The following is a 12,280-nucleotide window of genomic DNA, read 5'->3' on the forward strand; positions in this document are numbered from 1 at the left end:
CGGCCACCATGCTGTCGATCATGATCGGAGTGCCGCCGTAACCTGATTTCTGTAGAAGATCGACTGCCAGTTCCCTGACCTTTTCGAATTCACTTTCCAGTGACTGCGTGCTGGACAGATAGCCTGGCGGCCTAACCCTGCCAGTACGCCAGAGATTGAGCACCCAGACGTACTGCGCGATGGCTATGCGTTTGATACTCGCCAGCATCAAGGGATCGTCAGGTATGGTGGTTTTTCTGGCGAGCTCAACTGCGACAAGTCCATCATCGCTATCTGCGACTACAGCGCCCGGCCACTGATCGATCCGTGTATCCGGGAAATTGTCTGGATGTTGCTGCGCCATCGCGTAGCTCCAGAACCATTGCTGGCAATGTCGCGACTCGTGGTAAATCGTATCGACAAATGCCTTGAGCGTTCTGAAGCGCAGATAGCGTTGACCCGCATCCTCGTCCGCTAACCGGCTCATAAGAATGAGGTCTTTAAGATCATTGAGATACAGGAGCAGACTCCAGTTCGCGGAATCAAAGAAGCCCTGCTCGGAGGCTGAACTTTGCGCTACATCCAGGGAGATTGCCTGAGGTACCGCTTTCCCTGGCATACCCCCAGCCTCCGGTCGATCGGTCATCGCCTTCGTAATGAGCGGCTTTATCGCTTCAATCAGAAAGTCTTGTCCCGATCGGTCAATCGGCCACCTGAGCACCTTCTCCGGCCCCCCCTTTCCCAAAGAAAGTATTCCCCCACTGAATCTTCTCGAACAGCGACTCCACCGCAAACGCGTAATCCCTGGCAACCGGAAACATAAGCTTCCCCTTGCGCTCCGGATCCAGGTCAGAAAAGCGCATCCCCCAGCGCTCGGCCGAGCAGAGTGCATAGGTCGGGATTCTGCCGGCGCTGGTGAGGCCTGGCTGATTGATCTCCACGATATGGTTGCCAACCTTGTGTGTGCGTCTAGCGGGCATTCCTGGCTTTCTCCTGTCAATCGGATTTCGTGCTGACGCCCTTGGCGCGACGGGCGAACCCACAGTATCGAAAGCCCCCACCCCACGGTCTATAGGAATTGGACTAATTTTTATCTCAAGTAAGCAATCAACCTGACGAGCCACGCCCCCACCTCTCGCCAGGGTCAACCCTGATTGCGAGGAAAATGCACCACGCTTATCTTTCTACATCATACGTATGACATAGAGAAGGTAGCATGGCGACCCTGCATCGACAGGTTCTCAATCAGATGGGCGAGCAAATCTGCTCCGGCAAATTCGCTCCGGGCGACGTTCTTCCGTCCGAACCAGAACTGGCCGAACAACTGCAGGTGAGCCGGATCACGATCCGCGAGACCATGAAGTCGCTGTCGGCAAAGGGCATGCTTCAGGTCCGGCGCCGGTACGGCACGGTCGTCCTGCCCCGGTCGCAGTGGCAATTGTTCGATCCGGACGTGATGACCTGGCGGGCTCGCGCGAGTAGCGCCGATGCGAGCCTGATCCAGGACCTGATGGAATTGCGTCTGATCATCGAGCCCAATGCGGCCAGGCTCGCCGCCTTGCGCGCCACGGCTGAAGACAAAAAAGCCATCCGCCGCGCCTATAACGCGATGGAGCGGGCGGTTGCCGGCCACGGCGAATATGTGCCGGCCGACCTCGCATTTCATGGCGCGATTCTCACCGCTTGCCACAACCAGTTCGTCGAACAGATGCAGAACGCGCTATCGGCGATTCTGCGCACGAGCTTCGAATTGAGTTCCGAAATCGCCGGCGGCCCCGCGCGTTCGCTGCCGATGCACGAGGCCCTGTGCGTCGCGATCGAGCAAGGCGACGGCGTTGCCGCCGAACAGGCGGTGCTCACGCTGATCCGGCGCGCGGAACAGGATTTCGAGGATCGGGCCAAACTCGCATCGACGGTGAACGGCAAGCCGGCCTGAGCCGATTCGCCTCTACGACGACGCATGCATCGCGCCCGCATAACGGGCCGCGAGGGGCGCCCGTACGCCCGGTTTCGACACATTGAAAAGGAAGATGAGATGACCCAGCTTTTTGACTTGACCGGGCGCACCGCGCTCGTGACCGGCTCGGCCCGCGGTATCGGCTTCGCGCTCGCGGAAGGTCTCGCGACGGCCGGCGCGCGCGTCGTACTGAACGGCACGCGCGCGGACACGGTGGCGGACGCGGTCGAGCGTCTCGCCGCGAAAGGATTGGACGTGCAGGGGCGCGCCTTCGACGTGACCGACGAAGCAGCAGTCGTGGCGGCCTTCGAGGCGTGGGACGCGGCAGGCGTGCAGATCGACATCCTCATCAACAACGCGGGCATTCAGTTTCGCAAGCCGCTCGTCGAACTCGAACTCGCCGATTGGCAACGCGTGGTCGACACCAATCTGACGAGCGCGTTCATCGTCGCGAAGCATGCCGCGAAGCGCATGATCGCGCGCGGCACCGGCGGCAAGATCGTCAATATCGGCTCGCTGACGAGCGAAGCGGCGCGCGCAACCGTCGGCGCCTATACCGCGGCCAAAGGCGGCATCAAGATGCTGACGCGCGCCATGAGCGCCGAGTGGGCGTCGTCGAACATTCAGGCGAACGCGATCGGGCCGGGCTACATCCTGACCGACATGAACAAGCCGCTGATCGAAAATGCGAGTTTCGATGCGTGGGTGAAGAGCAGCAACCCGTCCCAACGCTGGGGCAAGCCGGAAGAACTCGTCGGCACTGCGGTCTATCTGTCGTCGCCGGCATCGAGCTACGTGAACGGGCAAATCATCTTCGTCGACGGCGGCTGGCTCGCCGTACTCTGAAGCGGAACACCTTCGGAAAACCCCATCAGGACAGGACACGACTCACCCGAGCGGGTGAGTCGACCATTTAATTAGTATGCCGCATTAATCCAGGAGACATCATGGAAGACGTCAAACCCGTTGCAACACAAAGGTGGTGGTATCTCATGCCCATCATCTTCATCACGTACAGTCTCGCCTATCTCGACCGCGCCAATTACGGTTTCGCCTCGGCGGCCGGCATCGACAAGGACCTCGGCATTTCGCACGGCATGTCGTCACTGATCGGCTCGCTGTTCTTTCTCGGCTATTGCCTGTTTCAGGTGCCCGGCGCGATCTATGCGCAGCGCCACAGTGTCAGGAAGCTGATTTTCTTCAGCCTGATCCTGTGGGGAATCTGCGCGGCCGCAACCGGCGTGGTGAGCAACATTCCGATGCTGATGGCGCTGCGCTTCGTCCTCGGCGTGGTCGAGGCCGCCGTGATGCCGTCGATGCTGCTCTACATCAGCCGGTGGTTTACGCGCAGCGAACGCTCGCGCGCGAACACCTATCTGATCCTCGGCAACCCGGTAACGGTGCTGTGGATGTCGGTGGTATCGGGCTACCTCGTGCATAGCTTCGGATGGCGCGAGATGTTCGTGCTCGAAGGCATGCCCGCGCTGGTCTGGGCCATCGTGTGGTGGTTCACGGTCCGGGACCGTCCCGCCGACGCGCCCTGGATGAGCGACGCCGAAAAGGCCGAACTCGAAAGGCGCCTCGTCGCCGAGCAGGCCCATATCGCGCCGGTGCGCGACTACAAGGCAGCCTTCCGTTCGCCGACGGTTCTGAAGTTCTGCTCGATTCATGCGCTGTGGAGCGTCGGCGTGTACGGCTTCATCATGTGGCTGCCGTCGATCCTCAAGATGGCAGCGCAAATCGACATCGTCTCGGTCGGCTGGCTCGCGGCCGTGCCCTATGTCGGCGCCATCGTGCTGATGCTGATTGCGTCCTGGCTCTCGGACAAGACCCGCAATCGCAAACTGTTCGTCTGGCCGCTGCTGTTGACGGGCACGCTCGCGCTGGTCGCATCGTTCCTGATCGGCAGCGCGCATTTCTGGATTTCGTTCTGGCTGCTCGTCGTGGCAGGCGCCACGATGTACGCACCATATGGACCGTTCTTCGCGCTCGTGCCGGAACTGATTCCCGGCAACGTGCTCGGCGGCGCGATCGGCTTCATCAATGCGAGCGGCGCACTCGGCGCATTCCTCGGCGCGTGGCTGGTCGGCTACCTGAACGGCGCGACCGGCAGCCCCGCCGCTTCCTATGTCTTCATGGCGGTCACGCTGCTGTTGTCCGTGATCCTGACGATGCTGCTTCCCGGCGCTCCGGCGCAACGCGCACAGCGCGACGGGGCACTGCCGGCCGCCACGGAAACCCACTAACTCCGCCGCTACCGAGAAACTGAAATGGCTACGCTTATTACCGATGTCAAGGTTATCCTGACCGCACCCGAAGGCATCAACCTGATCGTCGTGAAGGTCGAGACGAATCAGCCAGGCTTATATGGCCTTGGATGCGCGACGTTCGCGTACCGTCACCTTGCCGTCAAGTGTCTGATCGAGGAGTATTTGCGGCCGTTGCTGATCGGCCGCGACGCCGAAGCGATCGAGGAAACATGGCAACTGATGCACCAGAACGCGTACTGGCGCAATGGCCCGATCGAAAACAACGCGATTTCCGGCGTGGACATGGCGCTGTGGGACATCAAGGGCAAGATGGCGAACCTGCCGCTGTACCAGCTTTTCGGCGGCAAATGCCGCGAGGGCGTGCCCATCTACCGTCACGCCGACGGCCGCGATCTCAGCGAGCTTTGCGAGAACATCCAGAAGTACCGCGAGCAGGGCATCACGCATATTCGCTGCCAGAGCGGCGGCTATGGCGGCGGCGTGTATGGCAAGGCGCCATCGACCGCACCGGCCGGCGCCCTCGATGGCGTGTATCTGGATAGCCGGAAGTACCAGCGCGAAACGCTCAAGTTGTTCGACGGCATCCGCAGCCGGGTCGGCTTCGACGTCGAACTGTGTCACGACGTGCACGAAAGGCTGAAGCCGGTCGAGGCCATCCGGTTCGCGCGCGAACTCGAACAATACGAACTGTTCTTCCTCGAAGACACCATCGCGCTGGAAGAAGGCGAATGGATGCGCCAGTTACGGGAAAAGACCACGACGCCGTTGGCACAAGGCGAACTCTTCAACAATCCTTATGAATGGCGCTTCCTGATTACCGAACGTTTGATCGACTTCATTCGGGTCCATCTGAGCCAGATCGGCGGCATCACGGCGGGCCGCAAATTGCAGATCTTCGCCGAGCAGTTCGGCGTGAGAACGGCCTGGCATGGTCCCGGCGATATGTCGCCGCTCGCGCATGCGGCGAACATCCATATCGATCTGGCGTCGCGCAATTTTGGCGTTCAGGAGTGGTCGGGAACCGAGCCGCCGAATTTCGTGATTCAGGAACTGAAGGGACCGAAGGCCGCATTGCTCGACGTATTCCCGGGCTTGCCCGAATTCAGGAACGGTCACGTGTACGCCAACGACAAGCCGGGACTCGGCGTGGACATCGACGAAGCACAAGCTGCCCAATATCCGTGCGAAAACACGGTCACGACGTGGACTCAAACGCGCTTGCGCGACGGGGCCCTGCAAACGCCATGATGCAACAACGTAGGTAAGCGCGTGCGACGAGCCCGGATAAACGGGCTCGACGCGCTTCGGAAACATCGAACATAGCCTGCGCTGCATAGCCAGGCCATGCGCGCATTTACATCATGCCCATGCACACGGCAGCCGCAATCGATCCAAGCACGAGCACCGCGCCGACGGTCTTGCGCCTGTTCAACTCGGTCCACAGCAACACGCCGGTCAGCGACAGCAGAATGATGCTGCCCGCGAGCGTATCGATCAACAACACCCAGCCAACGCTCAGGCCGACGCCCTTGTGCAGGTTCGTCAACATCGCGAGGAAGGTGTTGGCGCTGCGCTTGACCGTCACATAGTTATTGCCGACCCAGTACTCGGCCGAGGTATTCTCCTTCGGCGACGCGAAATTCAGTTGCCAGTGCTCGGGCTGCATCACGTTACGATCGCCCCACGCAACCGGATGCCCTGACTCCTTCTGCACGCGGCCCGGATTGCCCGCGATTTTCAACTCATGCCTGAGCCACTTCGCGAGTTCGCGCGGCGACTCGGGCGCCGGTTGCGGCAACGGCACCTGCACGACGGACACCTGCGGCTCGCCGGTCGATACCCTGAGGGGCCCGCCGCGATGGTTCAGAAAGAACCCGGTCGTGCCGAACAGCAGACCGAGCGCGGCGCCCCACAAGCCGATCCAGCCATGCACCTTGCGCAGCCATTTGATGAACGTCGCGCGACGCGAGCGCTGCCGGCGCAGCTTCAGTTCATCGCCATCGAGCCGCCGCGGTTCGTGCGCTTCGTGCGTCTCGTATTCGCCGACGGCGGGCGGTTGAAGGTCGATTGTGTCCGATACGCTCACGTTTCACTCCAGGTACGCAACAGATTGTGATGGCTCAGCGATGCGCTTGCCGCGTCAGAAGCGGTAATCGAACGTCGCGAGCAGCGTGCGGCCGATGCCCGGCACCGAACGTCCGCCATCGGACGGAATCAGCGCATCGAAGTAGTACTTGTTGGTCAGGTTCAGCAGGTTCAGGCGCACGTCGAATTTCTTCGCGTGATAGGCAGCGGTTGCGTCCCAGCGCGTATAGCCCGGCACCTTCACGTAGTTCGTGTTCGACGCATAACGCGGCGACATATAGATCGGACCGCCGCCGATTTCCCAGTGCGGCGTGATCGCATAAGTCGTCCAGAGCGTCAGCGTGTTGCGCGGCGTATTGGCCGGCGTGTGACCCTGAGTGCCGTCGGCGGCCTTCAGGATGATCGCGTCCATATAGGTGTAGCCGCCGAAAATCTGCCACTTGTCGGTGAGGTGCCCGGTCACGCCCGCCTGAAAACCGTCCACGCGAATGTCGCCGGCCAGCGAGTATTCGGTCGGCGAGACCTGGGTGCGCGCGTTGTCCATCTCTTCGCGGAACAGCGCCGAGGTCAGCGAAATGTTGCCGCCGAACAGGTCCCACTTGCCGCCCACTTCATACGACTTCGTCGATTCCGGCGCGAGGTTCTGCGTGAGGTTCGTCACCGTCAGCGTTTCGAGCGACGGGTTGAACGACGTGCCGTACGATACGTAGTACGACTGCCAGTCGGTCGGCTGATAGATCACGCCGGCGCGCACGCTCGTGAAGTAGTTGGTCTGACTCGCGTAAGCCGGCGCACTGATCGTGTTATGAATCTCGGCCGAAAAGCGATCCCAGCGCAGACCGCCGATCACCTTCCATTGCGGCGTCAGCGTGATCGTATCGTTCAGGTAGGCGGCAATTTCGTTCGCACTCGAATCGGCATAGTTGCCGACCGTGGTCGTCACGTTCGACGGCGTGCCCATGATCGGCGGATTGAGCATCGGCACGATCGGCAGATTGTTGCGCGTATAGGCCTGGTTCGTATAGCTGTCGTGGCCCACTTCGACACCGGCGATCACGTCGTGTTTGATCGGCCCGGTATTGAATTTGTATTCGAGCATCGTGTCGTTGTAGATCGCGTGATTCTCGATCACGCGGTCATGACTCTGCAGCTTGATGAACAACTGCGAGGGAGACAGCGTCGTGAAGTTGCCGTTGGTCAGCGCGGTGGCCGACGGCGAACCGGGCAGCACCGCTTGCGGCGCGGTTTCGCGCGCGTCGGTCATCGAGTGCGAGAGCTGCGTCTGGTTGGTCAGCGTGAGGTCGTCGGAGAACTTGTGCTTGATCGCCGCCGTGAAGATCTGCACGTCCTGGATCGTGCGGTCGCTCGTCAAACCGTAGAACGTGTTCTTCGGCACCGGCGAGGGCCGGCCGTTCAGCGCCTGGATGCCGTAGTCGGGCATGTCGTCGTTGTGCTGGATCAGCGCGGACAGCGTGATCTCGGTCGGCGTGCCGATGCCGAAGCGCACTTCCGGCGCGATGCCGAAGTCCTTGCTTTTCATGACGTCGCGCGTCGAGCCGAGGCTCTGGCCGAATGCGTTCAGGCGGATCGCCGAGGTGTCGGTGAGCTTGTGGTTCACGTCGACGGTCGAGCGATAGCGGTCGTCGGTGCCGATCATGCCGGAGACTTCCGCCGAATCCGTCAGGTTCGCCTTCTTGCTGACCTGGTTGATGACGCCGCCGGTCGAGCCGCGGCCGAACAGCATCGACGACGGGCCGTACAGCACTTCGAGCGATTCGAGATCGAACGTGTCGCGGTAGTACTGGTTGCGATCGCGGAAGCCGTCGAGATAGATGTCGTTTTGCGCGGTGAAGCCGCGCAGGTTGATGTTGTTGCCGATCTGCCCGCCTTCGGCCGCGCCGATCGTCACCCCCGGCGCGTTGCGCAGCGCGTCCGTAAACGACGTCGCGCCTTGCGAGGCGAGCAGGTCGCGATTGATCACGGTGACGGTCTGCGGAATGTCGCGCAACGCGGTCGGCGTTTTCGCGCCGACGCTCGAGCGCTCGGCCTGGAAGTCCTGCTGAACGGCTTGCCCCTGCACCCCGATGGTCGGCAGCGTCTGTCCGTCGGCGGTCGGCGCGTTGGTCGCGTTGTTCTGGGCGAGCGTCGTCGCGCTATGCGGCGCTGTTGCCGGCGCGCTCGCGGCAGCCGGTTGCAGTGCGCTTTGCGGAGCGGTCTGCGCGATCACCGGGGTCGCGAAAGGAACGGTAAAAGCTAGCGCAAGCGCTGTCGCGAGCGGCGTGTGGTTGAGCATGGATATCCCGTCAGGAATGCGCTTGTCGAATTCGCATGTCCGGCATGCAATTCATGACAAAGCCGCAATTGGCTGGCTGCCGCTCTCCATTTTTCGACCGGAGATGACGGGATGGCTGGCTTGGTTTAAATGAGAATCACTATCATTCCATATGCATGATGTGCCAGCAATCTCGACCTGTATTACTTCGCGTAAGGAATTTATTTCCACGCTTTACTAACGAAAGTATTTTGTAATTTTTAAGGCTGATCTCGCCCAGTTTTATTACGTTTAGTAATGTCTAATTCATGCCTCTCCTCACAACAGCAAGGCCTTGATTCATTCAAACATTACAAATTTACTTTCAAATAAATAACAAACGCGAGTGACGGTTGAACGCACGGGATCGCAAGTCCGTTTATCCTTTTTACAACACCGCTGTCCGGTTACGCTTATGCAGGTTTCCGTTCCCCTCTCTGGAGTCGATCTATGCAATACCGCCAATTCGGCCGCACCGGCCTGACCGTTTCGCGCCTGTGCCTCGGCACCATGACCTTCGGCCTGCAAACCGAAGAAGCGGCCTCGCACCGCATCCTCGACACGGCCGCCGATGCCGGCGTGAATTTCATCGACACCGCCGACGTCTATCCGCTCGGCAGCAGCGAGAACGTGGCCGGGCGCACCGAGGAAATCGTCGGGCGCTGGCTGAAGGGCAAGCGCGAGCGCTTCATCGTCGCGACCAAGGCGGTCGGCAAGATGGGCCCCTCGGCATGGGATCAGGGCGCCTCGCGCAAGCACCTGCTCGATGCGATCGACGCATCGCTGCACCGCCTCGGCACCGACTACGTCGACCTCTACCAGCTCCATTCCGACGACGCGAAAACGCCGCTCGACGAAACGCTCGAAGCACTCGACGTGATCGTGCGTTCGGGGAAGGCGCGCTATATCGGCGTCTCGAACTTCCTCGCCTACCGGCTCGCGCGCGCCTTGGGACGCGCGGACGTGCTGCGCGCCGCGCGTTTCGTGTCGGTCCAGCCGCGCTACAACCTGCTGTTCCGGCAGATCGAGCGCGAACTGCTGCCGCTCGCCGCCGAGGAGCAACTGGCCGTGATGCCGTATAACCCGCTCGCGGGCGGCCTGCTGACCGGCAAGCACCGTCACGACACGGCACCCACCGAAGGACGCTTCACCGGGAGCGTCGGCAAGGCCGGCGCGATGTATCAGGAGCGCTACTGGCACGAACGCGAGTTCGAGACGATCGAGCGGCTCAAGTCGATCGTCGCGCCGACCGGCGAGTCGCTCACGAAGATTTCGCTCGCATGGGTACTCGCCAATCCACTGGTCACGTCGGCGATCATCGGAGCGAGCCGCGCCGAGCAGCTGACCGACACGCTCGCGACCGTCGACTTCGTGCTCGATAGCGAAATCAAGGCACAACTCGATGAGGCGAGCGTGCAGTATCGCTGGGGGGATGCGGCGCGCTAGTTCGGCGCTTCAGCGCTGAAGTACTTCAGCGTCCATAGCGCAGCACGGTACTCGTCGCGGCGATCACATGATCCTTGATCGCCGCGAGGAACGCGTCCCGCGTCAAGCCGGCCGGCAGCGCGCTGGGCGGCAGATCGAGCGCATAGACCTGCGCGATGTAGTGATGCGGCACCTCGCCGACCGGCGGACACGGCCCGTAATAGCCGGGACCACCGGTGCGATTGGTACCCGCGACGCTGCCCGGCGGCGCTGCCTCGCCCGCAGCGAGCCCCATCGTGGTCGGCGCGATGCCGTACACGATCCAATGCACGATGCTGAGGCCCTTCGCGCCGTCGGGATCGAAAATCGTGACGGCGAAACTCTTCGTGCCGACCGGCGCGTTCTGCCATTGCAGCGCCGGCGACACGTTGCCGCCACCGCAATTGTTCGCGCTCGCGGCATGGCGCGCATCGAGCGTGCCGCCATCGGCGAGTCCAGGCGACGACAGAGCGAACGCCTGCACCGCGTAGGCATGTGCGCTCGCCCAGGCAAGCAGCGCGCAAACGCCGACTGAGGAGAGGCGCCGGACGATGTTGAGATTGCTTCGGATCATTTAAGTCTCTCTGGCTGGAAAATCGTTGAGGGCTTCGGCAGGAACGCGCACGCGCGGCGGCTTCGGCGGCCTCTCTCGCGAGAACGTTGTTTCGAGACAGAACCGCTGGCATAGTGCGCCAATCTCACACTCCACTCACTCTGTCGCCGGGCATTCCGGCCGCAGCCCTATAGGTATTGAACAATGGGTACTGAACAATGCGGGTAACGTCCTCGCTCCTTGCGGTCTTCATGATTGGCATGATCGGTACGCTGCCCGGTGCGGCCCGCGCCGGGTCGCTTCCCGGTTTCGCGGATTGCCCCGTCGCCGTCGCGGCAAAACACGGCCCCGTGCCACGCCTGACCTTCACCGACGCCCAGGCCAGGCGCTACAGCAGCGTCATCCGTGACGCCGCGCGGGGGCCGGTGAATTTCGCGGGCCACTACATTCTCGCGACATGGGGATGCGGCGCTGGATGCGTGATGGCCGCGGCCATCGACGTAAAAACAGGCCGCGTCACCTCGTTGCCGTTCACCGTTTCCGACTGGCCGATCGACGTGACCGAGCCGCTCGCCTATCGCGCCGACAGTTGCCTGCTGATCGTGCGCGGCAGTCGCAACGAAAGCGCGGAACACGGCACCTACCACTACGCATTCGACGGCAAAACGTTCAGCCTGCGCAAGACCGCGAGCGAGTTCAAACGCTAGCTAGCCAGCCCGCGCGACAACGCAACGCGAGGCACCCGCCTCGCGCAGTCCACCACTTATCGCCACTTGAACGGGCCAGTACGCTGATTCGCTTCCGGCAGCTGCCGCGTCTCGCGCACCGACAGCGGATGCCACAACCGCGCGCCGCCCTCGATCCCCGCGTCGTTCGAGACGGTCGCCACGTTCGCCGGCAATTCGAACTTGAGACGCGCCGCATTGCCGCCGCCGATCCACAGCTTGTCGTAATTCACGAGCGCATTGAGAATGCCGATCACTTTCTCGACGCGCCGATTCCAGCGCTTGTTGCCGACCTTCGCGCGCGCCGCCTCGCCGATGTATTCGTCGTAGGCCACCCCCTTCTTGCTTACCGGATGATGCGCGAGTTCGAGATGCGGCATCAGCTCGCCATCGCGAAACATCGCAGTGCCCGCGCCCGTGCCGAGCGTCAACACGAATTCGAGGCCATGCCCTTGGATCGCAGCGAAGCCCTGCATTTCGGCGTCGTTGATCATGCGCACAGGCAAGCCGCCGAGGCGCCGCGCGAGCGCATCCGCGAGCGGAATGTCGTGCCAGCCTTCGACGCCGAAATGCGGCGCGGTCAGGATGCGGTTGTTGCGCACCACGCCCGGAAAGCCGATCGACATCAGCGTGGGCGGCGCCTGCTTGACGAGCGGCGCGACGAGTTGCGCGAGCGCATCCACCAGTTGATCGGGCGTGCACGGATGCGGCGTGGCCACACGCACGCGCTCCGTTTTCATCCGGCCATCGGCATCGATGATCGCAGCCTTCAGTCCCGTACCGCCGACGTCGATCGCGAGAATGTTTTCGCCGCCGCCCTTCGAGACACTCTGTTTCGGTGTGGCCTGTTTCATTGCGCTCCGTTTTGCCGCGCTCTGCTTCACTGCACTCTTCTTTACCGCGCTCTTCTTGCGTGTCGCCACGATATCCCCCCGA

At 62.0% G+C, this 12,280-nt stretch carries 12 protein-coding genes; 6 read left to right on the plus strand and 6 right to left on the minus strand.

Going from position 1 to position 12,280, the window contains the following annotated elements; genetic code table 11:
* The coding region (locus GXB81_RS10100) for a hypothetical protein (protein ID WP_205989031.1) at positions 1–625 on the minus strand (625 nt) is incomplete at its 3' end.
* 55 nt (positions 626–680) lie between these two features.
* Entirely contained in the window at positions 681–920 is a 240-nt protein-coding gene (locus tag GXB81_RS10105) for a hypothetical protein (RefSeq protein WP_205989032.1), read from the minus strand.
* Between the two features lie 275 nt (positions 921–1,195).
* On the opposite strand from GXB81_RS10105, the gene GXB81_RS10110 reads away from it, so the two are divergent.
* The 4 genes from GXB81_RS10110 (at position 1,196) to GXB81_RS10125 (ending at position 5,454) form a co-directional block, all read left to right on the plus strand.
* Positions 1,196–1,915, plus strand: a complete 720-nt coding sequence (locus GXB81_RS10110; protein WP_167038764.1) for a FadR/GntR family transcriptional regulator — start codon at positions 1,196–1,198, stop codon at positions 1,913–1,915.
* A 99-nt stretch (positions 1,916–2,014) separates the two neighbouring features.
* Positions 2,015–2,782, plus strand: a complete 768-nt coding sequence (locus tag GXB81_RS10115) for an SDR family oxidoreductase (RefSeq protein WP_205989033.1) — start codon at positions 2,015–2,017, stop codon at positions 2,780–2,782.
* Positions 2,783–2,883: 101 nt separating this feature from the next.
* A complete protein-coding gene (locus tag GXB81_RS10120; protein WP_205989034.1) occupies positions 2,884–4,182 on the plus strand; it encodes an MFS transporter in 1,299 nt (432 codons plus the stop codon).
* Between the two features lie 24 nt (positions 4,183–4,206).
* Positions 4,207–5,454: an enolase C-terminal domain-like protein gene (locus GXB81_RS10125; RefSeq protein ID WP_205989035.1), complete on the plus strand. Its 1,248-nt coding sequence runs from the start codon at positions 4,207–4,209 to the stop codon at positions 5,452–5,454.
* A gap of 106 nt (positions 5,455–5,560) precedes the next feature.
* On the opposite strand, the gene GXB81_RS10130 is transcribed toward GXB81_RS10125, so the two are convergent.
* Both GXB81_RS10130 and GXB81_RS10135 read right to left on the minus strand, forming a co-directional pair.
* Entirely contained in the window at positions 5,561–6,292 is a 732-nt protein-coding gene (locus tag GXB81_RS10130; RefSeq protein WP_205989036.1) for a PepSY-associated TM helix domain-containing protein, read from the minus strand.
* 54 nt (positions 6,293–6,346) lie between these two features.
* On the minus strand, positions 6,347–8,584 hold the full coding sequence (locus GXB81_RS10135; RefSeq protein WP_205989037.1) for a TonB-dependent siderophore receptor: 2,238 nt from the start codon (positions 8,582–8,584) through the stop codon (positions 6,347–6,349).
* Positions 8,585–9,052: 468 nt separating this feature from the next.
* Here GXB81_RS10135 and GXB81_RS10140 point away from each other — a divergent pair, with 468 nt between their 5' ends.
* Entirely contained in the window at positions 9,053–10,048 is a 996-nt protein-coding gene (locus tag GXB81_RS10140; RefSeq protein WP_167038776.1) for an aldo/keto reductase, read from the plus strand.
* Positions 10,049–10,073: 25 nt separating this feature from the next.
* On the opposite strand, the gene GXB81_RS10145 is transcribed toward GXB81_RS10140, so the two are convergent.
* Complete coding sequence (locus GXB81_RS10145; RefSeq protein WP_205989038.1) at positions 10,074–10,640, minus strand: YbhB/YbcL family Raf kinase inhibitor-like protein; 567 nt, start codon at positions 10,638–10,640, stop codon at positions 10,074–10,076.
* A 239-nt stretch (positions 10,641–10,879) separates the two neighbouring features.
* Between GXB81_RS10145 and GXB81_RS10150 the strand changes: the two genes are divergently transcribed.
* Positions 10,880–11,326 (plus strand): hypothetical protein, encoded by a 447-nt coding sequence (locus GXB81_RS10150; RefSeq protein ID WP_205989039.1) that lies wholly within the window; start codon positions 10,880–10,882, stop codon positions 11,324–11,326.
* A 56-nt stretch (positions 11,327–11,382) separates the two neighbouring features.
* Here GXB81_RS10150 and GXB81_RS10155 read toward each other — a convergent pair whose 3' ends face one another.
* A complete protein-coding gene (locus GXB81_RS10155) occupies positions 11,383–12,198 on the minus strand; it encodes an ROK family protein (protein WP_205989040.1) in 816 nt (271 codons plus the stop codon).
* Positions 12,199–12,280: the final 82 nt, after the last annotated feature.

The sequence above is a fragment of the Paraburkholderia sp. Ac-20336 genome (assembly GCF_017105025.1).
Taxonomy (GTDB): Bacteria; Pseudomonadota; Gammaproteobacteria; order Burkholderiales; family Burkholderiaceae; genus Paraburkholderia.